General features: G+C 73.3%; 19 protein-coding genes and 1 pseudogene. 14 read left to right on the top strand and 6 right to left on the bottom strand.

Annotated features, from left to right (window positions below):
• Positions 1 to 27: 27 nt before the first annotated feature.
• Entirely contained in the window at positions 28 to 1,236 is a 1,209-nt protein-coding gene (locus AC1C2V_RS02980) for an oxygenase MpaB family protein (RefSeq protein WP_495388074.1), read from the bottom strand.
• Between the two features lie 323 nt (positions 1,237 to 1,559).
• On the opposite strand from AC1C2V_RS02980, the gene AC1C2V_RS02975 reads away from it, so the two are divergent.
• The 7 genes from AC1C2V_RS02975 (at position 1,560) to AC1C2V_RS02945 (ending at position 11,203) form a co-directional block, all read left to right on the top strand.
• Positions 1,560 to 2,474, top strand: coding sequence for an aminoglycoside phosphotransferase family protein (locus AC1C2V_RS02975; protein WP_495388073.1), 915 nt, complete (start codon positions 1,560 to 1,562; stop codon positions 2,472 to 2,474).
• Positions 2,475 to 2,488: 14 nt separating this feature from the next.
• The gene (locus tag AC1C2V_RS02970; protein WP_495388072.1) at positions 2,489 to 3,427 is read left to right on the top strand and encodes a pyruvate, water dikinase regulatory protein; all 939 of its coding nucleotides are present in this window, start codon (positions 2,489 to 2,491) and stop codon (positions 3,425 to 3,427) included.
• A complete protein-coding gene (gene ppdK / locus AC1C2V_RS02965; protein ID WP_495388071.1) occupies positions 3,424 to 6,156 on the top strand; it encodes a pyruvate, phosphate dikinase in 2,733 nt (910 codons plus the stop codon). The genes AC1C2V_RS02970 and ppdK overlap by 4 nt, the downstream gene beginning before the upstream one ends.
• Before the next feature lie 67 nt (positions 6,157 to 6,223).
• Positions 6,224 to 8,590, top strand: coding sequence for an arylsulfatase (locus AC1C2V_RS02960; protein WP_495388070.1), 2,367 nt, complete (start codon positions 6,224 to 6,226; stop codon positions 8,588 to 8,590).
• An 8-nt stretch (positions 8,591 to 8,598) separates the two neighbouring features.
• Positions 8,599 to 9,102 carry a hypothetical protein gene (locus AC1C2V_RS02955; RefSeq protein ID WP_495388069.1) on the top strand — a complete coding sequence of 168 codons (504 nt, stop codon included), beginning with the start codon at positions 8,599 to 8,601 and terminating at the stop codon, positions 9,100 to 9,102.
• 128 nt (positions 9,103 to 9,230) lie between these two features.
• Complete coding sequence (locus AC1C2V_RS02950; RefSeq protein ID WP_495388068.1) at positions 9,231 to 10,640, top strand: hypothetical protein; 1,410 nt, start codon at positions 9,231 to 9,233, stop codon at positions 10,638 to 10,640.
• Positions 10,641 to 10,885: 245 nt separating this feature from the next.
• Positions 10,886 to 11,203, top strand: coding sequence for a carboxymuconolactone decarboxylase family protein (locus AC1C2V_RS02945; RefSeq protein ID WP_495388067.1), 318 nt, complete (start codon positions 10,886 to 10,888; stop codon positions 11,201 to 11,203).
• A 28-nt stretch (positions 11,204 to 11,231) separates the two neighbouring features.
• Here AC1C2V_RS02945 and AC1C2V_RS02940 read toward each other — a convergent pair whose 3' ends face one another.
• Positions 11,232 to 13,493 carry a helix-turn-helix transcriptional regulator gene (locus tag AC1C2V_RS02940; protein WP_495388066.1) on the bottom strand — a complete coding sequence of 754 codons (2,262 nt, stop codon included), beginning with the start codon at positions 13,491 to 13,493 and terminating at the stop codon, positions 11,232 to 11,234.
• Between the two features lie 271 nt (positions 13,494 to 13,764).
• Between AC1C2V_RS02940 and AC1C2V_RS02935 the strand changes: the two are divergent.
• The 3 genes and pseudogenes from AC1C2V_RS02935 to AC1C2V_RS02925 all read left to right on the top strand — a co-directional run.
• A pseudogene (locus AC1C2V_RS02935) lies at positions 13,765 to 13,986 on the top strand (Ltp family lipoprotein); the annotation flags it as partial.
• Between the two features lie 184 nt (positions 13,987 to 14,170).
• Positions 14,171 to 15,304, top strand: a complete 1,134-nt coding sequence (locus tag AC1C2V_RS02930) for an L-talarate/galactarate dehydratase (protein ID WP_495388065.1) — start codon at positions 14,171 to 14,173, stop codon at positions 15,302 to 15,304.
• A 37-nt stretch (positions 15,305 to 15,341) separates the two neighbouring features.
• Positions 15,342 to 16,052, top strand: a complete 711-nt coding sequence (locus AC1C2V_RS02925) for a FadR/GntR family transcriptional regulator (RefSeq protein ID WP_495388064.1) — start codon at positions 15,342 to 15,344, stop codon at positions 16,050 to 16,052.
• A 12-nt stretch (positions 16,053 to 16,064) separates the two neighbouring features.
• Here the strand turns inward: AC1C2V_RS02925 and AC1C2V_RS02920 are convergent, their stop codons facing one another.
• Genes AC1C2V_RS02920 through AC1C2V_RS02905 form a run of 4 tightly spaced genes read right to left on the bottom strand, consistent with a single transcriptional unit; the run spans position 16,065 to position 19,661 of the window.
• Positions 16,065 to 16,460, bottom strand: coding sequence for a universal stress protein (locus AC1C2V_RS02920; RefSeq protein WP_495388063.1), 396 nt, complete (start codon positions 16,458 to 16,460; stop codon positions 16,065 to 16,067).
• Positions 16,457 to 18,010, bottom strand: coding sequence for a tripartite tricarboxylate transporter permease (locus tag AC1C2V_RS02915; RefSeq protein WP_495388062.1), 1,554 nt, complete (start codon positions 18,008 to 18,010; stop codon positions 16,457 to 16,459). Before AC1C2V_RS02915 ends, AC1C2V_RS02920 begins: the two co-directional genes overlap by 4 nt.
• A 33-nt stretch (positions 18,011 to 18,043) precedes the next feature.
• Positions 18,044 to 18,631 (bottom strand): tripartite tricarboxylate transporter TctB family protein, encoded by a 588-nt coding sequence (locus tag AC1C2V_RS02910; RefSeq protein WP_495388061.1) that lies wholly within the window; start codon positions 18,629 to 18,631, stop codon positions 18,044 to 18,046.
• Positions 18,632 to 18,653: 22 nt separating this feature from the next.
• Complete coding sequence (locus AC1C2V_RS02905) at positions 18,654 to 19,661, bottom strand: tripartite tricarboxylate transporter substrate binding protein (RefSeq protein ID WP_495388060.1); 1,008 nt, start codon at positions 19,659 to 19,661, stop codon at positions 18,654 to 18,656.
• 135 nt (positions 19,662 to 19,796) lie between these two features.
• On the opposite strand from AC1C2V_RS02905, the gene AC1C2V_RS02900 reads away from it, so the two are divergent.
• The 4 genes from AC1C2V_RS02900 (at position 19,797) to AC1C2V_RS02885 (ending at position 24,750) form a co-directional block, all read left to right on the top strand.
• Positions 19,797 to 20,681, top strand: a complete 885-nt coding sequence (locus AC1C2V_RS02900) for a LysR substrate-binding domain-containing protein (protein ID WP_495388059.1) — start codon at positions 19,797 to 19,799, stop codon at positions 20,679 to 20,681.
• 143 nt (positions 20,682 to 20,824) lie between these two features.
• Complete coding sequence (locus AC1C2V_RS02895; protein WP_495388058.1) at positions 20,825 to 21,769, top strand: 5-dehydro-4-deoxyglucarate dehydratase; 945 nt, start codon at positions 20,825 to 20,827, stop codon at positions 21,767 to 21,769.
• Positions 21,770 to 21,820: 51 nt separating this feature from the next.
• The gene (locus AC1C2V_RS02890; RefSeq protein ID WP_495388057.1) at positions 21,821 to 23,428 is read left to right on the top strand and encodes an aldehyde dehydrogenase (NADP(+)); all 1,608 of its coding nucleotides are present in this window, start codon (positions 21,821 to 21,823) and stop codon (positions 23,426 to 23,428) included.
• A complete protein-coding gene (locus tag AC1C2V_RS02885; protein ID WP_495388056.1) occupies positions 23,425 to 24,750 on the top strand; it encodes an enolase C-terminal domain-like protein in 1,326 nt (441 codons plus the stop codon). Before AC1C2V_RS02890 ends, AC1C2V_RS02885 begins: the two co-directional genes overlap by 4 nt.
• Positions 24,751 to 24,757 lie beyond the last annotated feature (7 nt).

The raw sequence follows: 24,757 nt of genomic DNA, 5'->3' as shown, positions 1-24,757 counted from the left end.
GGTTCGGCAAGCTCAACCAGCGGGAGGTCAGACGCCGGGACGGTTGACGTCGGGGATGGTGATGGGGGTCGTCTTGCCGGACTGCCCCTTGTTCAGGAACGCCATGCCGAGGGCCTTGACGAACTTGTCGAACAGGCGGAACGAGTACGGCGCGACCGGCAGCAGGCCCTCGCGGAACGCGATGTAGGTGGGCCAGACGGTGCGGATGAGCACCCTCGACGCGGGGTCGCGCCTCAGGTCGAGCCAGTCGGCGACGTCGGGGCCCAGCTGGTAGATCACGAACTCGTTGAGGAACCCGCGCGTGACGCCGAGGTCGACCTGCGCCGTGAGGCCGAGCAGCACCTCGGCGAGGTCCCGCCCCTCCGGCGTGGGGGCGAGCAGCGGCGTGAGCACCTGCTCGGACTGCGCGTGGGCGTCCGCCCACGATGCGGGGATGTACTCGTCGTGCACGCCCAGCAGGTGCAGTGCCACCTGCCAGTGGTGCAGGAACGCCTCCTCGTCGGCGGCCGACATCTTGACGCCCCAGTCCTTCATCGTCTTGTGGGCGAAGGTGCCGGTGCTGTGGAACGTGACGAGGATGTCCATGTTGCTGATCGGGATCGTCTCGTCCGCGACCGCCTTCCAGTACGGCGACTGGGGCAGCAGATGGCGGACCGCCGCGTGGACCAGGCGGGTCTTGTTCGCCGTGACGATCATCTGGCCGTCCGGCTCGTAGGCGTTGACGTCGGTCAGGTCGTAGCCGAACGTGAACGTCTTCGCCGCGCGGTCCTGCATGTCGGCGCCGCCCTTGGACCAGTACACCGACTTCGCCTCGCGGGGGATGACGGTGCTCATGATGCCGCCGCCGAGCCCGTAGATGAGGAACAGGTACAGGTCCTTGCGGCGGTTGAAGTCGGCGGCGCGGCGCAGCTTGGACATGTCGGCCCACTCGGGCAGCTGCGCCTCCCGCTGCAGGAAGCCGGACAGCTCCGTCGGCAGGCCACCGGGGATCGGGTGGTTGTTGTCCACCCACGGGGTGATGGCGTCGTTGACCGCGGGCACCTGCCCGTCGGTGATCACCGAGGCCATGATCTGGTCGATCTCGTCGTCCCAGACCCACAGCGGGTCGACGCCGGTGCCGCTGCCGCGCACCGACCTCGTGGGCGACCAGGACCAGGCCGCCTCCGCACCGACCGCACCCGTGAGGCCGAGCGCCGCTCCGAGGGTCAAGAGGGTGCGCCGTTTCATCTCGCTCATGTGACCACCTGTTTCCGACGGGGACGGGCGTCGCCGGGGCATCATCGTCGACGCCGCCCAGGCGCTCGCTACCCGTCCGGTACCAATGTGACTGGCCGTTAACTTGTGATTCGCCATTAACATATGACCGTCGGCGGTGCGGCACAACCCCTCGCTCCTCGACGGGCTGATCCTCGAAGGGGATGTCGCCGGCTCGGCACCGGCTCGACGCGAAGCCGACACCAGGTCATCGCCAGGTCATCGCCAGGTCATCGCCAGGTCATCGCCAGGTCATCGCCAGGCCGTCGCCAGGTGGCCGTGTCGCGACCGCTACGTTGCTCCGCATGACTGATGTCGACGTCGAGATCACCGCCGATCTGATCCGCGACCTGCTGCGCGACCAGCACCCCGACCTGGCCGACCGTCCGCTGGAGCTCGGCGCCCGCGGCTGGGACAACCAGCTGTGGCGCCTGGGCGACGACCTCGCCGTCCGGCTGCCGTGGGCGACGGCGTCGGCCGACGAGCTGCTGCGCAAGGAGCATGCGTGGCTGCCCGGGCTGGCGCCGGGGCTCCCGCTGCCGGTGCCCGTGCCGCAGCGCCTCGGCAAACCCACGGAGCGGTTCCCGCGCACCTGGATCGTCACCACGTGGGTGCCGGGCGAGCCCGCCGACCGCGCCCCGATCACGCGGGGCGAGGAGGGGGCCGAGGCGCTGGCCGGCTTCCTGTCGGCGCTGCACCGCCCGGCCCCGGACGACGGGCCCGCCGGCCGTGGGCGGGGCGGCCCGCTGGCGGACCACGGCGAGGGCTTCGAGCGGGGCCTCGCCGAGGCGTTCGAGCGGGGCCTGGTCCCGGACCCGGACGCCGTCCGTGCCGTCTGGGCGGACGCCGTCGCCGCGCCCGGCCGGGCGGGCCAACCGGTGTGGCTGCACGGTGACCTGCACCCGGCCAACGTCCTCACCGCCGACGGGGCCCTCTGCGGCGTCATCGACTTCGGCGACCTCTTCACGGGCGACCCGGCCTACGACCTCGCCGGCGCGTGGCGACTGCTGCCCGACGGCGCCGTCGACGGCTTCTACGCGGCCTACCGGCCGGGCGCGGACGACGCCGCCCGCCGCCGCGCCCGCGGGTGGGCCGCGGCCACCGCGCTGGGCGGGCTCCTCGTCGGCGAAGCCGGCGACCACGGGCGCCCGGGCGGGAAGTCCTCGTGGGGGCCGCCGGCCCGCGCCACGCTGGAGCGGCTGGTCGCGACGGCGTCCTGACCTAGCCTGAGGCCATGGTCGCAGCGGTGCGGGTCGTCATCCACGTGGTCGCGGACTCGACGGGGGACACGGGCGCCCGGGTGGCGCGCGCCGTGCAGCCGCAGTACCCGGCGCTCGACGTGGTCGTCGTGCGGCACCCCCGGCTGCACAGCCAGGAGGGCCTGGACGACGTCCTGGAGCGGCTGCGCGCCGAGCCCTCGGAGGCCGTCGTGTTCTGCACCGTGGTCGACGAGACGCTGCACGCCCAGGTGCTCGACCGGTGCGCCGAGCTCGGGATCCCGTGCGCCGACCTGCTCACCCCGGCGCTCGATGCCGTCACGGCGCGCACCGGGGCCGCGCCGGCGCGGATCGTCCATCCGGTGGGGCTCGCGGCCGACTACTTCGAGCGCATCCACGCCATGGAGTTCGCCGTCGCCCACGACGACGGCCACGTCACCGACGCGAGCCTCGACGAGGCGCAGATCGTGCTGGTCGGCGCCTCCCGGACCGGCAAGACGCCGCTGTCGATGTATCTCGGGTACCTCGGCTACCGCACCGCGAACATCCCGTTGGTCGCGGGGCTCGCCCCGCCGGCCGCGCTGTCCCGGGTCGCGCCGTGGAAGATCGTCGGCCTGACGATCGACCCGGAGCGCCTCGTGGCGATCCGCCGCCGGCGGGTCGACCTCATGGGCGCGGGCACCCAGGACGCGGGGCGCCTGGGCGGATACGCCGATCTCGCGCGCATCTTCGACGAGCTCGACGAGATCACGCACGTCCAGCGCCGGCTCGGCTGCCCCGTCCTCGACACGACCTCGCTTGCGCTGGAGGAGGCCGCGGGGCGGATCATCGAGCTGGTGACAGCGCGGCGTCGTGCCCGTACAGTCCCCGACGACGGTCCAAGGACGGGCCACGGGAACGACCCGGACGGGCGGCCTGCGCCGCCCGGCACCGAGACGGAGGCGACCGAACGATGACGAGCCAGGCCCCCACCCCCCAGTCCACCTCCGGCGGCGACCCGGCCGCCGGGGGCGACCGCCGGCTCGTCTACGACCTCGCCGAGGGCAGCGCTCAGATGAAGCCGCTGCTCGGCGGCAAGGGTGCCGGGGTCGCGGAGATGATCCGCATCGGCGTGCCGGTCCCCGACGGGTTCACCGTCACGACCCAGGCCTGCGTGGCAGCCATGGAGGCGGGCGGCACCTGGCCGGAAGGGCTGTGGGAGGAGATCCTCGACCACCTCGACGCCCTCGAGCGGCGGACCGGCCGGCGCCTGGGCGCGGCCGAGCGACCGCTGCTGGTCGCCGTCCGCTCCGGGGCGGTCGTCTCGATGCCCGGGATGATGGACACGATCCTCAACCTGGGGATCTCCGACGAGTCCGTGGTCGGGCTCGCGGCGGAGTCCGGCAACCCCCGCTTCGCCTGGGACTGCTACCGCCGGTTCCTGCAGATGTACGGCGAGGTGGTCGAGGGCGTGCCGGGGCACGTGTTCGAGGACGAGATCGCCGCGCTCAAGGGTCGCCGCGGCGTCGCGGAGGACACCGGGCTGACCGCGGACGACCTGCAGGAGCTGGTCGCCACCTTCCGCGCCGTCGCGCGGCACCACACGGGCGAGGACCTGCCGACCGACCCGCGCGAGCAGCTGCGCCGCGCCGTGGGAGGCGTCTTCGCGTCCTGGGACACCCCGCGCGCCGGCGTGTACCGCAGGGCGAACGGCATCCCCGACGACCTCGGTACGGCCGTCAACGTCATGCAGATGGTGTTCGGCAACCGCGGCGACACCTCCGCCACCGGCGTGTGCTTCACGCGCGACCCGTCGACCGGGGCGAAGGAGCTCTACGGCGAGTTCCTCCTGAACGCGCAGGGCGAGGACGTCGTCGCAGGGATCCGCACCCCGCGCGCGCTCGCCGAGATGGAGCAGGTGCTGCCGGGTGCCTACCGCGAGCTCCTCGACACCATGCAGCGGCTCGAGCAGCACTACGGCGACATGCAGGACATCGAGTTCACCGTCGACGACGGGACGCTGTACCTCCTGCAGACCCGCACCGGCAAGCGCACCGCCGCGGCGGCGCTCAAGATCGCGCGGGACCTGGTGGCCGAGGGCGTCATCGACCGGGAGGCCGCGCTGCGCCGCATCGAACCGGCCCAGCTCGACCAGATGCTGCACCCGGGCCTGGACCCCGAGCACGGGCAGACGCCGCTCGCCCGCGGGCTCAACGCCTCGCCCGGCGCGGGGGTCGGGGCGCTCGTCTTCGACGCCGACACGGCGGCGGCCCGCGGCGACGCGGGCGAGGCGGTGGTGCTCGTGCGCTGGGAGACCACGCCGGACGACATCCACGGCGTCATCGCCGCCCGCGGCGTGCTGACCGTGCACGGCGGGATGACGTCGCACGCGGCCGTCGTCGCCCGGGGCATGGGGAAGCCGTGCGTCGCGGGCGCCGGGCAGCTGCGCATCGACGCCGAGGCCCGCACCGTCTCCGTCGGGGACACGGTGCTCACCGAGGACGACACGGTCACGATCGACGGGTCGACGGGCGAGGTGTACGCGGGGGCGCTCCGGCTGATCCCGCCGCGGATCACCGACGACTTCCGCGCGGTGCTGTCGTGGGCCGACGACGTGCGCCGCCTGGGCGTGCGCGCCAATGCCGACTCGGGCGCCGACGCCGCGAAGGCGCGCGAGCTCGGGGCCGAGGGCATCGGGCTGTGCCGCACGGAGCACATGTTCATGGCCCCCGACCGGCTGCCGGTCGTGCAGGCGATGATCCTCGCCGAGGGGCCCGGCGAGCGGGCGGCGGCTCTCGACCGGCTGCTCCCGATGCAGCAGGCCGACTTCGAGGAGATCTTCACCGCGATGGACGGGCTGCCGGTGACGATCCGGCTCATCGACCCGCCCCTGCACGAGTTCCTGCCGGACCTCGTGGAGCAGTCGTTGCTGGTGCAGCGCCTGGAGGACGCGAGGTCCTCGGGTGCATCCGCCGGCCGAGAGCTCGGCGACGCCCGGGCGCTGCTCGCGCACGTCCGGCGGCTCAGCGAGACGAACCCGATGCTCGGCACCCGCGGGGTGCGCCTCGCGCTGCTGTTCCCGGAGATCGCGCAGATGCAGGTGCGAGCCATCGCCCGCGCCGCCTACGCCGTCCGGGCGCGTGGGCTGGACCCCCGGGTGGAGATCATGGTGCCGCTCGTCGGGTTCGCCGAGGAGCTGCGGCGGATGCGCGAGGTCGTCGAGACGACGTGGTCCGACGAGATGGCGGAGGCCGGACCGGACGGTGCGGGCCTGCCGTACTCCGTCGGCACGATGATCGAGCTGCCCCGCGCCGCGCTCGTCGCGGACGCCGTCGCCCGGCATGCCGACTTCTTCTCCTTCGGCACCAACGACCTCACGCAGACGACGGTCGGCATCTCCCGTGACGACGCCGAGAGCTCGTTCCTGCAGGCCTACCTCGACAGCGGGGTCGTGCCGGCCAACCCGTTCGCGAGCATCGACCGCGACGGCGTGGGGGAGCTCGTGCGGATCGGCGTCCGCAAGGGGCGGGACACCACGCCCGGGCTGAAGACGGGCGTGTGCGGCGAGCACGGCGGCGACCCGGCGTCCATCGCCCTCTTCCACGAGATCGGGCTGGACTACGTCTCCTGCTCCCCGTACCGGGTGCCGATCGCCCGGCTCGCGGCCGCGCGTGCCGCGCTCGGCGACCTCACCTTGTCTGGGTGATGTGGCGGCGCTGCCCGCTTCCTAGCGTGGTGGCGTCCCCATCTTCGCCCCGACCGGGGAGGCCGCCATGCGACCCGACGCGCACGCACGCACGATGCTGCCCATCCCGGACCGGCCGGCGCCGGGCCTCACGACCTACGACGCCAAGGACCCGGACACCTCCTACCCGCCGATCGAGCCGCTGTTGCCGCCCGAGGGCGCGCCGAACGTGCTCGTCGTCCTGCTGGACGACGTCGGGTTCGGGGCGTCGAGCGCGTTCGGGGGGCCGTGCAACACGCCGACGGCGGAGCGCCTGGCCGGGGGCGGGCTGCGGTTCAACCGGTTCCACACCACCGCGCTGTGCGCCCCGACGCGGCAGGCGCTGCTCACCGGCCGCAACCACCACTCGGTGGGCATGGGCAGCATCACCGAGACGGCGACGTCGGCGCCCGGCAACAGCTCCCTGCGCCCCAACACGAAGGCCCCGCTGCCGCTGACGCTGCGGCTCAACGGCTACTCGACGGCGCAGTTCGGCAAGTGTCACGAGGTGCCGGTGTGGCAGACGTCGCCGATGGGCCCGTTCGACGCGTGGCCGACGGGCGGCGGCGGGTTCGAGACCTTCTACGGGTTCATCGGGGGCGAGAACAACCAGTGGGACCCGGCGCTGTACGACGGCACCACGCCCGTCGACCCGCCCGCCACGCCGGAGGAGGGCTACCACCTCACCGAGGACCTCGTCGACCACGCGTGCTCCTGGGTGCGCCAGCAGAAGGCGCTCATGCCGGACCGGCCGTTCTTCGTCTACCTCGCGCCCGGCGCCACGCACGCGCCGCACCACGTGGCGCCGGAGTGGATCGAGAAGTACCGGGGCGCGTTCGACGACGGCTGGGACGCGCAGCGGGAGCGGACGTTCGCTCGGCAGCAGGAGCTCGGCGTGGTCCCGGCGGACGCGGAGCTCACGCGCCGGCACGACGAGATCCCGTCGTGGGACGAGATGCCGGACGACCTCAAGCCCGTGCTGGCCCGCGAGATGGAGACGTACGCGGGGTTCCTCGAGCACGTCGACGTACAGGTGGGCCGGGTGATCGACACCCTCGTGGACCTCGAGATCCTCGACGACACGCTCGTCCTGTACATCATCGGCGACAACGGCGCGTCGGCCGAGGGCACCGTCAACGGCGCGTTCAACGAGATGGCGAACTTCAACGGCATGGCCGCCCTCGAGACGCCCGAGTTCATGCGCAGCAAGATGGACGAGTTCGGCTCGCCGACGTCGTACAACCACTACGCCGTGGGCTGGGCCTGGGCCATGGACACCCCGTACCAGTGGACCAAGCAGGTCGCCTCGCACTGGGGTGGCACCCGCAACGGGACGATCGTGCACTGGCCCCGCGGCATCTCCGAGCGCGACGGGCTGCGGTCGCAGTTCACCCACGTCATCGACGTCGCGCCCACCGTGCTGGAGGCCGCGGGACTGCCGGAGCCGGCCACGGTCAACGGCGTGCTGCAGTCGCCCATGGAGGGGACGTCGATGCTGTACGCGTTCGGCGACGCCGACGCCGACGAGCGCCACGACCTGCAGTACTTCGAGATGTTCGGCAACCGCGGCCTCTACCACCGCGGGTGGAGCGCCGTCACCAAGCACCGCACGCCGTGGGAGCTGGCCGGCGGCGCCGTGCCCGCCTTCGACGACGACGTGTGGGAGCTGTACGACGGGTCCGCCGACTTCAGCCAGGCCCGCGACCTGGCGGCGCAGCATCCCGACGTCCTCGCGCGGCTGCAGCGGCTGTGGCTCATTGAGGCGACCAAGTACCAGGTGCTGCCCATGGACGACCGCACCGGCGAGCGCTTCGAGCCCACCCTGGCGGGTCGCCCCACGCTCGTGCGGGGCACGTCCCAGCTATTTTTCCCGGGCATGGGCCGGCTCTCGGAGAACAGCGTGGTGAGCGTGAAGAACCGGTCGTTCGCCGTCACCGCGGAGGTGGACGTCGCCGACCCCGGTGTCCACGGCGTGATCATCGCCCAGGGCGGGCGGTTCGGCGGGTGGAGCGTGTACGCCCGCGACGGGCGGCTCGTGTTCGCCTACAACGTGCTGGGCATCCACCTCTACCGTGTGGTGGCCGACGAGCCCGTGCCGACCGGCACCCACCAGCTGCGCGTCGAGCTCGCCTACGACGGCGGCGGGCTGGGCAAGGGCGGCGACGTCTCGCTGTACCACGACGGCGTCGTCGCGGGGACCGGCCGGGTCGAGGCCACGCAGCCGCTGGTCTTCTCCGCCGACGAGACGACGGACGTCGGGTACGAGTCCGGCACCACCGTCTCGCCCGACTACACCGCCCGCGACAGCCGGTTCACCGGCCGGCTCCGCTGGGTCCAGCTCGACGTCGACAAGGAGGACTCCGACCACTTCGTCAGCCCCGAGGAGCGTCTCCGGGTCGCGATGGCGCGGCAGTGAGGGGACTCGTGCGCGACGACGGTGCACGGGCTCGCCCGGAGGTGGTGCCGTACGAGCAGCGCTCCGCCTACCTCTACGGCCTGATCGTCACGGGCTCGGTGCTCGCGACGGCGCCGGAGGACCTCAGGCTCGTGCGGATCGCCGCGCTGCTCGGCGGCACGCTGGCCGTCTACTGGTGCGCGGAGTCGTACGCCCACATGATCGCCGCACGCACCGCGCTGCGCCGCTCCCTGCACTCCCGCGAGCGGCGTGAGATCTTCGCGGCCGGGCTGCCGATGCTGGCCGCGTGCGCGATACCGGCGGTGGTGCTGCTGGCCGAGGCCGTGCTCCGGGTGGAGCCGGCGCTCGCCGCCGACATCGCCCTCGTCGTCAACATCGCGCTGCTCCTGCTCGTCGGCTGGCGCATGAGCACCGCCGGCGGGATGACCGGCGGCCGACGCCTCGCCGCGACCGCGTTGGCGGGAATGCTGGGTGTCGCGATGATCATTCTCAAGCTGCTCCTGCACCATTGAGTCTCCTGCACCATTGAGCCGTCTGAGTCGTCTGAGTCGTCTGAGTCGTCTGAGTCGTCTGAGTCGTCTGAGTCGTCTGAGTCGTCTGAGTCGTCGCGTCTGAGCTACCGCAGAGAGGCGGGGTCGGCATGAGCACTCCGATCGGGGCACCGGGGGACGACGTCGCGTCGTCCCGGCTGACGACGCGCCTCGGCGAGCTCGAGCGGGAGAACGCGGAGCTGCGCCGCCGCCTGGCGGCCGGCGCCACCGACCAGGGTCACGCGCCGGACGGCGGGTCCCCGGCCGGGCACCGGTCCCGGCGGCACCGGGGCCGCGCGGCGGCGGCCGTGGTGCTCATCGCGCTCGGGGCCGTCCTGGCCCCGGTGGGCGCGGTCGCCGCGTGGGCCGAGCGCACGCTGACGGACACGGACCGGTACGTCGCCACGGTCGGCCCCCTGGCCGAGGACCCGGTGGTGAAGTCGGCGGTGGCCGGCCGCCTCACCCAGGCCGTGATGTCGCGGATCGACGTGGCGGCGATCCTCGGGACGGTCGTGTCCGGGCTGGAGGAGCAGGGCGTGCCGCCGCGCGCGGCCACGGCGCTGGGCGCGCTCGAGGCGCCGCTGACCAGCGGCGTCGGGTCCTTCGTGCGCCGCGCGGCCGACGGCGTGGTCGAGAGCGACGCGTTCGAGGACGCGTGGGGGCAGGCCAACCGGACGGCGCACCGGCAGCTCGTCGCCACCATGGAGGGTCAGGGCGGCGAGCTCCTGCAGATCGGGCAGGACGGCCAGCTCACCATCCAGCTCGCCGGGATGATCGACCTCCTCAAGGAGCGCCTCGTCGACCGCGGGCTCGGCATCGCCGCGAACATCCCCCGGGTCGACGCCACGTTCACCGTCATGGAGACCTCCCAGCTGGTGCAGGTCCAGAACCGGTACGCGCAGGTCGTCGCGCTGGGCACGTGGCTGCCGTGGGTCGCGCTGGGCCTGCTCGCGGCCGGCGTGCTCGTCGCGTCGCACCGGCTCCGCGCGCTCGTCGTCGCGGGCCTCGCCCTCGCCGCCGGGATGGTCGTGCTCGGCATCGGGCTCGCGATCGCGCGGGGCCTGTACCTCGACGCGCTCGACGACGTCGTCCTGCGGCTCGACGCCGCCGAGGTGCTCTACGACCAGCTGGTGTCGTTCCTGCGCGTCACGCTGCGCACCGTCGGCGTGCTCGGCCTCGTCGTCGCGCTGGCCGCCTACCTGGGCGGCGGGAGCGCGTCCGCGCGCAGCCTGCGGGCCGGCATCGGCCGGGGATTCGCCCGGGCGCGGACGTACGGCGAGCGGCGGGGCGTGTCGTCCGGGCCGGTCGGCGACTGGCTCGGGCAGCACCGCGGCTTCGTCCGCGTGGTCGTCGTGGCGCTCGCGGCGCTGGTGCTGTTGCTCGCCGACTCTCCGACGCCGGGCCTCGTGGTCGGGACCGCGATCGTCGCCGGCGTGGTCGTCGCCGTCCTGGAGCTGCTGGCCCGCTCGCCCGTGCCCGAGGAGTCGGGAGCGGCGGCGACGGCAGAGCCGGCGTCGTGAGAGTCAGCCCAGCGCCTTCTCCTTGAGGGCGGTGAACTCCTCGTCGTTGATGACCCCGGCGTCGTCGAGGCGATCGGCCCGCCGCTGGTTGAGCTTGTCGAAACCCTGGTCTCGGCGGCACGGGGTCGGAGGGCACGGGGTCGGAGGCAACGGGGTCCGGCGCCGGGATCACCTGATCGGGGTGATGCGCGGGCCCGCCGCCGCGCGTCGAATGGACGGGTCGACCCGACGCCGGAGGGGGACCCGTGGACTACGTCGACCGACTGCGTCGCTTCGCGGTGAACGACCCGCGGCTCGACGTCGACCTGGAGCTCCCGACGGAGCTCGACCCGAGGGACGTGGCCCTGGCGCGCCTCGCCGCGCTGGTCGCGGTCGGCGGCGCCGAGCCCACGTACGGGAGCCTCGTGGACGAGGCCGTCACCGCGGGGGCGACAACGGCCGAGATCGTCGACGTGCTGGTCGCCGTCGTCCCGATCGTCGGGCTGCCAGGCGCGGTCGCGGCGGCGCCCAAGCTCGCGCTGGCGCTGGGTCACGACCCGTTCGGCTCGGACCCGACAGGCTGATCGGACAGCCTGACCGGGCGGGCAGTGCTCAGGAGCCGAGCAGCCCCATCCCGGTGGCCCGGGCGACGGCGCCGCCGCGGGAGGTGACGCCGAGCTTGCGGTAGATCGACCCCACCTGTGAGCTGGCGGTGTTGCGGGTCACGAAGAGCCGCTCCCCGATCTCCCGGATCGTCAGGTGGGTCTGCAGGTACGGCAGGAGCCGGAGCTCGGCGGGCGTGAGCGGAGCCCCCACGCTGCCGGGGACCACGCTGTCGGGGGACCGGGGTTGCCCCGCGCCGAACGTCTTGCGCAGGTCGGCGGCCTCGTCGACCAGCATCCCCAGGGCGGGGCGGTGCAGCAGGACGTCGTCGACCTCGCGGAGCAGGTGCCGGACGGTGGCGACGTCGCCCGTCGACCAGCTCACGCGCGCGAGGTGGAGGCGCACCCGCACGGCGAGCGTCGGGAAGGCGAAGGTGCAGAACGCCCGCGCCCGCATCCCCTGGGTGAGCCGCCGGCGGGCGGCGGGCACGTCCCCGCGGTGCAGCGCGAGGCGCGCCGCGGCGGCGTAGCCGAGCGCGCTGGTCGCGTGGTCGCCCATCCGGTGCTGCCCGACGGCGTCCAGGGCGAGACGGGCCCGCTTCGCGGCGTCGTCCCAGCGGTCGTGGTCCATGTCGAGCTGGGCCAGCAGCGCCGCGCTGAACACGAGGGTGTCCGCGTTACCGAGGGCGACGGCCGTGGCGAGGGCGTCCTCCAGGTGCCGCACGGCGCCCGCGACGTCCCCCGCGAGCAGGAGCGCGTCGCCGGCCAGCGTGAGCGCGGTGTCCCGCCACACGCTCCACCCGGGCTCCTCGGCGAGGGCGACGCGGGCGTCGTCGATCATCCGCTGCGGCCCGTCGGGACAGCGCAGCGCCCGGTACATGGCGCGCGCCGAGGTGAAGGAGGCGGTCCCGTCCACGGGGTCCTCCGCGGACGACGCGGCGTCGGCCACGGCGCCCCAGCGTTCCGCCTCGAGGGCGTGCCCCTCGTACACCGCCACGTACCCGGCCAGCACCGCGAGGTGCGGGTAGCCCGCGACGGCGTCGTCGCCCAGGGTGCGCAGCCACCGCTCGACGGTCGCGACGCGCCCGGCCTGGAAGTTCGACATGACGATCCGCGTGACCAGCCGGACGCACCGGTCGCGCTCGGGCGTGGCGAGCAGGTGCTCGACGGCCCGTTCCGGGGACCCGTGCGCCTCGAACCAGTCGGCCGCGCGGATCCGCACGGTGTCGGCCGTCGTGGGCTCGACGTTCCGGAGCTCGGCGAGCAGAAACTCCCGGAAGAGGGGGTGGTAGCGGAACCACTCGCGCTGCCGGTCGAGCGGGACGAGGAACGCGCCCGACGCCTCGAGGAGCCGCAGCAGGCGGTGCGACGAGCGCTCGCCCAGGACGGCGTCGCACAGCGGCGCCGACATGACCTCCAGCACGGCGGTGCGGCGCAGGAACCGCCGCGTCGTCGCGGACAGCCGCCGGAACGTCTCGCGCTGCAGGTAGTCGGCGATGTACGGGTCGGCCCCGGTGATCGTCACGGCGCGCGGGTCGCCGTGCCGCGCGACGAGCGACGCGAGGTAGACGCCCGCCGGCCAGCCCTCCGTGCGGTCGGTGACGGTCGCGGCGACCTCCCGCGAGACCGGGACGTGGGAGGCCTCGAACACCCGCTCAGTGCCTGCGACGTCGAGCGCCAGGTCGTCCGCGACGATCTCCACCACGTCGCCCGTCGCGCGCAGCCGCGGGAGGTGCGGCTGCTCGGACCTGCTCGCGGCGACGAGCTGTGACCCAGCGGGGATCCCGGCGAGGACGACGCCGAGCACGTCGTGGCAGGCGGGGGAGCGCAGCTCGTGCAGGTCGTCGAGGGCGATCAGGAAGGGCGCGGGGGCCTCGCGCAGGGCAGCAGCCAGCCGGGGCGCGGCCCTTCCGAGCACCGCGACATCCCGCCCGGCCAGGTCCGCCGCCAGGTGCGGGTGCCCCGGGTGGATCCGCGCGAACGCGGAGGCGAGGACGGCGAGCAGGGACAGCGGGTCGTCGTCCAGCCGATCGAGCGACACCCAGGTGACGGCGCGGTCGTCGCGCGACGCCCACTCGGCGAGCAGCGTCGTCTTGCCGTACCCGGCCGGCGCCGTCACGCCGACCACCCGGGTCCCGCTCGACCGGGCCGCGTCGACGAGGCAGGCCCGGCTCACCGTCCCCGCGCGGGGGCGGGGCACGGTGAACTTGGCCTCGAGGAGCTGTCGGTCCAGCCCCGCGGGCGCCCGTGCCGTGCCCGGCTCGCGGCTCACCTCTCGACTGTAGAACGGTCGGGGGGCCGGACAACCGTGCCGGTCGTCATTCACCCGCAGGGGGGCCCGAGGTCCCCATACTTCGAACGTGGATTCGAACTGCATCGCCGACTCGTCGGCAGAGATCGGTGCGACCTTCGCGAATTCCCCCGCCGCTGAAGGGCGCAGAGGAGTCGTCCGACCACGTGGCATCCATGGCCCCCGCCACGGTGCCGCGCCGTTCTGACCTGCCCTGTCGGGTCCGTCGTCGGGATGAACCCGCGCCGAGGACTACCTCGACTACACCACCTCCTCGAAGTCCGGGCTCATCAAGCAGTTGGAGTTCGAGGGCTACTCGAAGAAGGACGCCAAGTACGCCGTGAACAATGTCGAGGTGGACTGGATGGAACAGGCTGCGAGGAGTGCCGAGAACTACATGGGGTACTCGAGCTTCTCGCGCTCCGGTCTCATCGATCAGCTGGAGTTCGAGGGCTTCTCGAACGAGCAGGCCGAGCATGGCGCCGACTCCGTAGGCCTCCGAGCGACGCCACGTTCGGGCACCCGCCTCGCACTCCGGCCCGCCGAGCGGCACAGTGTGGGCATACAAGTTACCAACTTGTATGATCGGTTTGGCCCGCGCGTCGTCGCGCGGAGCCGCGGTCGCGGACGGCGACCGCGACCCCACGCGAAGGAGCGTCATGCACTACCAGCCCGATGCCATCCGGACGGTGCACCTCTCGACCCTCGCCCTGCCGCTGGCCACCGCTGTCTCGGACGCCAAGGTCTTCACCGGCCGTCAGGAGCCGATGACGGAGGTCGTGTTCCTCGTCGCCGAGATCAGCACGGAGCAGGGGTTCGAGGGCCTCGGGTTCTCCTACTCCAAGCGGGCCGGCGGCCCCGCGCAGTACGCGCACGCCCAGGAGGTCGCGGGCTCCGCGATCGGCGAGGACCCCAACGACATCGCCAAGCTGTACACGAAGCTCCTGTGGGCGGGCGCGTCGGTCGGGCGCTCGGGCGTGGCCACGCAGGCGCTGGCCGCGATCGACATCGCCCTCTACGACCTCAAGGCCAAGCGCGCCGGCCTGCCGCTGGCCAAGCTGCTCGGCGCCCACCGCGACTCGGTCCGCACCTACAACACCTCGGGCGGCTTCCTCAACGCGAGCATCGACGAGGTCAAGGACCGCGCCAGCCGGTCGATCGACGACGGAATCGGCGGCATCAAGATCAAGGTGGGCCTGCCGGACTCCCGGACGGACCTGGCCCGCGTCGAGGCCGTGCGCGAGCACATCGGCCCCGACGTGCCGCTCATGGTCGACGCGAACCAGCAGTGGGACCGCACCACCGCGCTGCGCATGGGGCGCCGCCTCGAGCCGTACGACCTGGCGTGGATCGAGGAGCCGCTGGACGCCGACGACGTCGAGGGCCACGCCGCGCTCGCCGCCACGCTCGACACGCCGATCGCCACGGGGGAGATGCTCGCGTCGGTGGCCGAGCACGAGCGGCTCATCGCCACGCGCGCGTGCGACGTCATCCAGCCCGACGCGCCCCGCGTCGGCGGGATCACGCAGTTCCTGCGCCTGCTGACCCTCGCCGACCAGGCCGGTCTGGACCTCGCACCGCACTTCGCGATGGAGATCCACCTGCACCTGGCCGCCACCTACCCGCGCGAGCCGTGGGTGGAGCACTTCGACTGGCTCGACCCGCTGTTCGAGGAGCGGCTGGAGACGCGGGACGGCCGGATGCTCGTGCCCGACCGGCCCGGCCTCGGCGCCACTCTCACCGAGCAGGCGCGGGCCTGGACCACCGACAGCGTGGTGGTCGGCGCGCGATGAGGCGCCGGCGGAAGCGGCGGGATGGAAGCATGAGGCCATGTCCCAGACCCTGAGCGGCGCTCTCGTCGCGGCGCTGCGGGCGCGGATCGTCGACGGTGACATCGCCCCGGGGGAGCGGCTGCCGAGCGAGACGCGCCTCGCCGCCGAGCACGAGGTCAGCCGCACCGTCGTGCGCGAGGCGATCACGCGCCTCAACCTCGAGGGGCTCGTCCATACCCGGCGCGGCAGCGGCACCTACGCCCTGGCCCCGCCCACCGGCGACGCCGACGGCGAGCCCGTCGCCCGCTCGTTCGAGGACCGGCTCGCCCTCGTCGACTACCGCCTGGGTGTCGAGACGCAGGCCGCCGCGCTCGCGGCCGACCACCGCACCTCGGCCCAGCTCGCCGCGCTCGCGCAGCGGCTACGCGACCTGGACGCCGCGCACGGGCACCCCGCGACGGCGATGCAGCACGACTTCGCGTTCCACCGGCTCGTCGCCGAGGCCGCGCACAACCGCTACCTGCTCGAGGCGCTCGACCGGCTCGGCCCGCAGATGATCGCGATGCCGCGCGGGCGGCTCGGCGCCTCCGCCGAGGACGCCGGGGTGGACGGGGCCGCCGGCGCGGGCCGCTTCGTCACCGTCGTGCACGAGCACGAGGCGATCCTCGACGCGCTGACGGCGCAGGACCCGCTCGCCGCCGCCGCGGCGATGCGGGTGCACCTGGCGGGCTCGCGCCGCCGCCTGCTCGCCGAGGCCGGGCGGGGCTGACCCCGCCGGGGCTCACGACGCCGGCTTGACCGCGAGGACGGGGTGCTCGGCCTGCAGCAGGATGCGCTGCGCGACGGAGCCCATGATGAACTTCCCGACCGGGCTCCGGCGGCGCAACCCGATGACGATGAGGGTCGCGTCGTGCCGCTCGGCGAGCTCGAGGATCTCGTCGCTGAAGTCGTCGCGGTGCGTGCCGCGCACCACCTGTGCAGGGACGCCGGCGTCGGCGGCCAGTGCGAGCAGGGCGTCCAGGTCCTCGTCCGTCGCGACACTGCTCGCCACGAGCGAGCCCTCCCGTGCCGAGTTCACGACGAGCAGGTCCTCCCCGCGCAGCCTCGCCTCGCGGACGGCGGCCTGGGCCGCGGCCTCGCCCGCGGGCGTCGGGACGTATCCCACGACGACGGTCATACCGATTCCTTCTTCCTGTCGTTCGAGCGCCCGTCGGACGACGTCTCGTCGCCCGACGACAACATCGCCTGCACTCGCGTGCGTGCCACCTTCACCAGGGGCCACACCGCGACCAGCACGAACGCCGCGAGCAGCACGGCGGAGATCGGCCGGCCGAGGAACCCGCCGGGGTCGCCGTCGAACAGCAGCAGCGAACGGCGCAGGCTCTCCTCCAGCAACCCGCCGAGGACGAACGCCAGCACCAGCGGTCCCGCCTCGTACCCGAACTTCTTCATGAGGTAGCCCAGCGCGCCGAACACGACCACCAGCAGCACGTCGAACACCGAGTTGTTGAGCGTGAACGCCCCGATCACCGTGATGAGCGCCGTCACGGGCGCCAGGATCGCGGGCCGGACCTTCAGCACGCGGACGAAGAGCCCGACGAGCGGGATCGACAGGATGAGCAGCAGCACGTTCCCGATGTACATCGAGTTCACGACGCCCCAGAACAGCTCGGGCTCCTGGTCGACGAGCTGCGGCCCGGGCGTGATGCCCTGGATCAGCAGCGCGCCGAACATCATCGCCATCGTGGCGTTGGCCGGGATGCCGAGCGTGAGCAGGGGGATGAACGAGCTGGTCGCGGCGGCGTTGTTCGCCGTCTCCGGCCCCGCCACCCCCTCGACAGCGCCCTTGCCGAACCGGCTCGGGTCCTTGGCGCGCTTCTTCTCCACGGCGTACGCCGCCATGGAGGAGATCGTGGCGCCGCCGCCGGGCAGCACACCGAGGAGGAAGCCGAGGACGGAGCCGCGACCCATCGCGCCGGACGACTCCCGCAGGTCGCGGCGCGACGGCCACACGTTGGCGACCTTGCCCGGCGCGGCGACGGCACGGTGCCGGTCCTCGAGGTTGTACAGGATCTCACCGAGGCCGAAGACGCCCATCGCGACGACGACGAAGTCGATCCCGTCCGCGAGGTCGAGGCTGCCGAACGTGAGCCGCCCGACACCCGTGAACGAGTCCCGGCCCACCGTGGCCAGCAGCAGCCCGAACGTCGCCGCGACGAGCGCACGCAGAGCGCTCCCCGACGCGATCGTCGCGACGAGGAGGATGCCCAGCAGCGCGAGGGCCGCGTACTCCGGCGGCCCGAAGTCGAGCGCGAACCCCGCGACGACCGGAGCGAGGAACGTCAGCCCGACGATCGCGATCGTGCCGCCGACGAACGAGCCGACCGCGGCGATCCCCAGCGCCGTACCGGCTCTTCCCTTGCGCGCCAGCGCGTAGCCGTCGAGCACCGTCACCACCGAGCTCGCCTCGCCTGGGAGGCGGAGCAGCACCGCGGTGATCGTGCCGCCGTACTGGGCGCCGTAGAAGATCCCCGCGAGCATGATGATGGCGGTGACCGGCTCGAGCCCGTACGAGATGGGCAGCAGGATCGCGATCGTCGCGGCCGGGCCGAGGCCTGGCAGCACGCCGACGAGCATGCCGACGACGACGCCGATCAGGCAGTAGAGCAGGTTGGTCGGTTCGAGCACGACACCGAATCCGGCGATCACGTTGTCCAGGGATTCCACCTGACGTCTCCTTCGCGGGGTGCGTTCGGGCGGTCAGAACAGGTGCGGGACGGCGGTGCCGAGCGCGCCGACGAAGATCGCGTACAGCGCGGCGACGAGGCCGACGGAGCACACGATCGTGGAGCGCCACGTCTCTCCGCCGAGGAACCGCATCCACACGATGCTGAGCACGAGCGCGGGGATCTCGAAGCCGATCACCGGCAGCAGCACGACCAGGACGACCAGGGTGACCAGCCCGACCAGGGCCAGCCACGAGTGGCGGGAGAACCGCTCTCCCTCGCCCCCGTGGCGACCCAGCAGCAGCTGCGCGAGCGCCAGCGCCGCCATCGCGACGCAGATCGCGAACGGCCACAGGCCGGTGCCCGGCTGCTCCAGCGTGCCCAGGCCCAACGACACCGAGAGCACGGCGCCCGAGACCCCGACGGCGAGGGCGACCAGGCCAGAGGCCAGGTTCGCCACGCGGCCGGCGGGCTCGGGTCCGTCCGGGCTGTCGTCGACCGAGTCGACCGAGTCGACCGAGTCGACCGAGTCGACCGGGGGCCCGGCGTCGGCCGCGGGCTGCGTGCCCGCCGGCGAAGGCTCGGGCGCGTCGGCCGTCGGGTGCGTGCCGGGTGTCGTCATCGTCGTGCTCCTCACGGCGTGCTCAGTTCTCCGAGAGCGCGATGTCGTACGTCTCCGTGAGCTCCGCGTACTTGTCGGCGAGACCGTTCCACTCCTCGACGACCTCCTCGCCCGAGATCTCGTGCGGGGTCAGGAGCTGGGAGCTGTTGAACTCCTGGTAGGCGTCGGTCGCGAGGGCCGCGTCGATGGACTCGACGAGCCGCGCCTTGACGTCCTCCGGGAGCCCCTTCGGGGCGGCGACGGCGCGGTACTGCGCGACGGGGGCGTCGTAGCCCTCCTCGGCCGCGGTGGGCACGTCGGGCAGGTTCTCGTTGCGCTCGGTCGAGAACACCACGAGCGGGACGGCCTTGCCGGCGTCGATCTGCGGCTTCGCCTCGCCGAGCTGGACGGTGGAGACGTCGACCTGGTTGCCGACGACGGCGGTCAGGGCCGGCGAGCCGCCGTCGAACGGCACAGGGGTGCCCTCGATCTCGGCCTGCGCGAAGAGCAGCTCCTGCGCGAGCTGTGATCCGGTACCGACGCCGGTGGTGCCGAACTTGATGCCGCCCGAGGCGGCCTTCAGGTCGTCGACGGAGGTAAAGCCGGACTCCGTGCTGGCGACGAGGACGTAGTCGTCCTGCGACAGCCCCTTGAGGACGTCGAGGTCGTCGAGCGAGACGGCCTCGTCCTCCGGGAGCGCCAGGTTCGTGATGGTGATGAGGGAGGCGTTGAGCAGGACGAGGTTCTGGCCGTCGGCGGGCATGGCGGCCACCTCCTTGGTGGCGAGCGCCCCGTTTGCGCCCGGCTTGTTCACCACGGGGACGGCGACGCCCAGGTCGTCCGACATACCGTCGGCGACGGACCGCGCGATGAGGTCGGTGGAGCCGCCCGCGTCCTGGCCCACGGTGAAGGTGATGTCCTCGGTCGGGAAGTCGGACGACGACTCGTCGGTGGAGCCGCCGTTCACGTTCCCGCCGCAGGCGGCGAGGGCGATCACGCTGACGGCTGCGGTGGCGCCGAGGAGAGCCCGGCGCAGGGGGATGGTCATCAATGTCTCCTCATCGAGAACGGTCGGTGCGGCTTCGGGCGGTCCGGGGTCGTGAACCTCGGTCTGGCGGCGAGCCTAGGGAGCCGTACGATGCCTGTCTAAGCCACTTACAGCATTGCGTGAGTCCCGGAGGGCATCGTGTTCACCCTCGACCAGATCCGCTGCTTCGTCGCCGTCGCGCAGGAGCTGCACTTCGGCCGCGCCGCGGAGGCGCTGAACATGACCCAGCCGCCGCTCAGCCGGCAGATCCAGAAGCTCGAGCGGGTCGTCGGGGTCCTCCTGCTGGAGCGCGACAACCGACACGTCCGACTCACCACGGCGGGTGAGGTCTTCCTGACCGAGGCACGCCGCCTGCTCACCGCGGCGGACGACGCTCCGGCGCTCGCCCGCCGCATCGCGGCCGGCAGGGCGGGGGTGCTCCGTCTCGGCTTCACGGCAGCCACCGGGTTCAGCCTGCTGGGCACGCTGGTCCGGGCGATCGGCGAGCACATGCCGGGCGTCGACCTGGACCTGCAGGAGCTCGTCACGATCGAGCAGATCGAGGCGATCCGCCGCGGCGAGCTCGACCTGGCGCTGGGTCGCCCGCCGTTCGACGACAGCACCTTCGACTCCCAGCTCCTGCTGTCGGAGGACCTCGTGCTGGTGGTTCCCCACGGCCACCCGTTCGCCACACTGCGTCGCGCGGTCCGCGCCGGCGACCTGCGGGACGTCCCGTTGATCGGCCACCATTCCACCAAGGCCCGCTACTTCTACGACATGGTGGTGCGCTACGTCGACGTCGAGCACGTGAACGTGGTGCACGTCGTGAGCCAGATCCTCACGATGTGCTCGCTGGTGGCGGCCGGTCGGGGGGTCGCGTTCGTCCCGGAGTCCGCCCGCCTGCTCGGCCTGCCGGGGGTGGAGTTCGTCGACCTCGCCGACGTCCCCCACGCCGTCGTCGAGCTGCACGCGATCTGGGACCGGGACTCCCGGAACCCGGCGCTGCACGAGTTCCTCCGGATCCTGCAGCAGGTGCACGACTGAGGCGGACGCCCGGCAGGAGCTCCGACAGCGATGCAGGACGTGCATGATTCGATGCCATTCGGGGCTTGGACAGGCATCGTGAACGCTCCTTAGGTTGTCGGACGAACTGTCACCGCCGACGTCTGTCACCAGGAGGGGCCATCGTGGCCACGTACTCACCCTCGGAGCTCGCCGCCACCCTCAAGGAGGGCCTGCTCTCGTTCCCCGTCACCCCGTTCACCGCGGACGGCGAGGTCGACGGCGCCCGGTACGCCGAGCACATCGCGTGGCAGACGAGCTTCGGGATCGGCGGCCTGTTCGCCGCCGGCGGTACGGGCGAGGGGTTCAGCCTGACGCCGGGCGAGGCCGCGCGCGTGATGGCGCTCGCCGTCGAGGCGGCGGAAGGGGCCACCCCCGTGCTGGGCAGCGCCGGCGGCAACACCGCGCAGGCAGTCGAGAACGCGCGGGCCGCCGAGGCCGCGGGTGCCGAGGGCGTCCTCCTGCTGCCGCCGTACCTCACCGACTGCGACCAGGACGGCCTGCTCGAGCACGCCTCCGCGGTGTGCGCCGCGACCGACGTCGGCGTCATCGTCTACAACCGCGCCAACGCCGTCTACTCCGCGCAGACCGTGGCCCGGCTGGCCGACCGGCACCCGAACTTCGTCGGCTTCAAGGACGCGCTCGGCGACATCGAGCAGCTCACGCGCGTGGTCGCGACCAACGGCGACCGCCTGTTCTACCTCGGCGGGCTGCCCACCGCGGAGACCTTCGCGCTGCCGCTGCTGCAGCTCGGCATGAGCACCTACTCCTCCGCGATGTACAACTTCGTGCCCGAGTTCGCGCTCGACTTCTACCGCGACGTGCGCCGTCTCGACCGCGACGCCGTCACCGAGAAGCTGACCCGCTTCGTGCTGCCGTACCTCGACATCCGCGACCGGGCCAAGGGCTACGGCGTCTCGATCGTCAAGGGCGGCCTCAAGGCCGTCGGCCGCGACCTGGGCGGCGTGCGGCCCCCGCTGCAGGACCTCACCGACCGGGACGTCGACGACCTGCGCGCCCTCGTCGACGCGGCGGGCATCCGGCCGGCCGACGTCGCGCTGGCACGCTGACCGACGACGCCCACACAGCCACGCGCATCCGCGCGCACCCTTGGAGGGACCATGACCGCCACCGCCGTCCTCACCGGGCACTCGATCGTCGCCGGCGCCCCGCTGGTGGGCGCCGCCGGCTCCGCGAGCAGCCACGACCCCGCCACCGACGAGGCCCTCGAGCCCGCCTACTCGCTGCTGTCCACCGATCAGCTCCCGCTCGCCACGGCCGCGGCCGAGGAGGCCTTCGCCTCGTTCTCCGCGCTGGCCCCGGAGCCGCACGCCCGGTTCCTGGAGCGCGTCGCGGAGAACATCGAGGCCGCGGGCTCCGCGATCGTCGGGCGCGCGCTGCGCGAGACCGGGCTGCCCGAGGCCCGGCTCACCGGGGAGCTCGCCCGCACCACCGGCCAGCTGCGCCTCTTCGCCGGCGTCGTGCGCCGGGGCGACCACCGCGGGGTGCGGGTCGACCCGGCCCTGCCGGACCGCACGCCCGCGCCGCGCGCCGACATCCGCCAGCGGCAGGTGCCCGTCGGCCCCGTCGCCGTCTTCGGCGCGAGCAACTTCCCCCTCGCGTTCTCCACCGCGGGCGGCGACACCGCGTCGGCGCTGGCCGCCGGCTGCCCCGTGATCGTCAAGGCGCACCGCGCCCACCAGGGCACCAGCGAGCTCGTCGGCCGCGCGGTCGCCGAGGCCGTCGCGGAGGCCGGCCTGCACCCGGGCGTCTTCTCGCTCGTCTACGGCCCCGGGGCGGAGGTCGGCCAGGCGCTCGTGCGCGACCCCGCCGTCCGGGCCGTCGGCTTCACCGGCTCCCGGTCCGGCGGGCTGGCCCTCGTGGCCGCGGCCGCCGCGCGCCCCGTGCCGATCCCCGTGTACGCGGAGATGAGCTCGATCAACCCGGTGGTCGTACTCCCGGGCGCGCTGGAGGGCGACGTCGATGCCCTCGCGAACGCCTACCTCACCTCGGTGACGGGGTCCTCGGGCCAGCTCTGCACCGCCCCCGGCCTGCTGTTCGCGCCGCGGTCGGAGCGCGGCGACGCCTTCGTCGACGCCGTGCGCCACGCCGTCGAGGCCGCCACCGGGCAGACCATGCTCACCGCCGGCATTGCCCGGGCCTGGCACGACGGCGTGGAGAGGCTCGCCGCGCAGGACGGTGTCACGACTACCGGTTCCGGGACCGCCGGGGCGACGAGCAACGCGCCCGCCCCGGCCGTCTTCACGGCCGACGTCGCGACCTTCCTCGCCAACCCCGTCCTCGAGGCCGAGATCTTCGGCGCCGCGTCCCTCGTGGTGCGGTACGCGGACGACGACGAGCTGCTCGCGGCCCTCGGGCGGCTGGAGGGCCAGCTCACCGCGACGCTGCACCTCACCGAGGCGGACCGTGACACCGCCGTGCGGCTCCTGCCCGTGCTGGAGCGCAAGGCCGGGCGCATCCTCGCGAACGGCTGGCCCACGGGGGTCGAGGTGGGGCACGCGATGGTGCACGGCGGCCCGTTCCCCGCGACGTCGGACGGTCGCTCGACGTCGGTCGGCACGCTCGCGGTCGAACGGTTCCTGCGGCCGGTCGCCTACCAGAACCTGCCGGAGTTCCTGCTCCCCGCGCCGGTGCGTCCGGACAATCCGTGGCGGCTGAACCGGCGCGTCGACGGCGCGCTCGAGCTCGCGCCCGAGGCCGCGCGGTGAGCACCCCGACGATCGACCGGGTCGAGGTCGTGCCGGTCGCCGGGCACGACTCGATGCTGCTCAACCTGTCCGGCGCCCACGGGCCGTTCTTCACGCGCAACGTCGTGATCGTCCACGACTCCGACGGTCGCGAGGGGCTGGGCGAGGTGCCGGGCGGCGAGAAGATCCGCGCGACGGTCGAGGACGCCGGGCGGCTCGTCGTCGGGCAGCCGGTGGCGCGGTTCCGGTCGCTGCTGCGGCAGGTCTCCGCGGCGTTCTCCGGCCGCGACGCCGGCGGGCGCGGCAACCAGACCTTCGACCTGCGCACCACCGTGCACGCCGTCACCGGCCTGGAGTCCGCGCTGCTGGACCTGCACGGCCAGGCGCTCGGCGTGCCCGTGGCCGAGCTGCTCGGCGAGGGGCAGCAGCGCGACGCCGTACCGATGCTCGGCTACCTGTTCTACGTCGGCGACCCGGACGCCACCGACCTGCCGTACCTTCGCGAGCCCGACGGCCCGGACGCCTGGTCGCGCCTGCGCCGCGAGGCCGCGATGACGCCCGAGGCCGTCGTCCGGCTCGCCGAGGCCGCCCGCGAGCGCTACGGCTTCGCCGACTTCAAGCTCAAGGGCGGCGTGCAGGCCGGCGACCTCGAGGTGGACGCGGTCGTCGCGCTCAAGGAGCGGTTCGGCGACGCCCGCATCACGCTCGACCCGAACGGCGGCTGGCTGCTCGACGAGGCGGTCCGCCTCGGGCGGCGCATGCGGGGTGTCGTGGCCTACGCGGAGGACCCGTGCGGCGCCGAGGGCCGGTTCTCCGGGCGCGAGGTCATGGCCGAGTTCCGCCGCGCGACCGGGCTGCCCACCGCGACCAACATGATCGCCACCGACTGGCGGGAGCTGGGGCACGCCCTCCGCGCCGACGCCGTGGACATCCCGCTGGCCGACCCGCACTTCTGGACGATGGCCGGGTCCGTGCGCGTGGCCCAGCTCTGCCACGAGCTCGGGCTTACCTGGGGCTCGCACTCCAACAACCACCTCGACATCTCGCTGGCGATGTTCACGCACGTGGGCGCGGCGGCGCCCGGCGAGATCACCGCGCTCGACACGCACTGGATCTGGCAGGACGGGCAGGGCGTCACCACCGAGCCGCTGCGGATCACCGGCGGCGAGATCCGCGTCCCGACCGCCCCCGGCCTCGGCGTCGAGCTGGACCGTGACCGCCTCGCCACAGCGCACGAGCTGTACCGGGAGCGTGGGCTCGGCTCGCGCGACGACGCCGTCGCGATGCAGTATCTGGTGCCGGGGTGGGAGTTCGACCCGAAGCGCCCGTGCCTCGTTCGTTGAGGGGTCG

It is taken from the genome of Isoptericola sp. Y541 (assembly GCF_059445465.1).
This window is presented reverse-complemented; position numbering and strand designations above follow the sequence as displayed.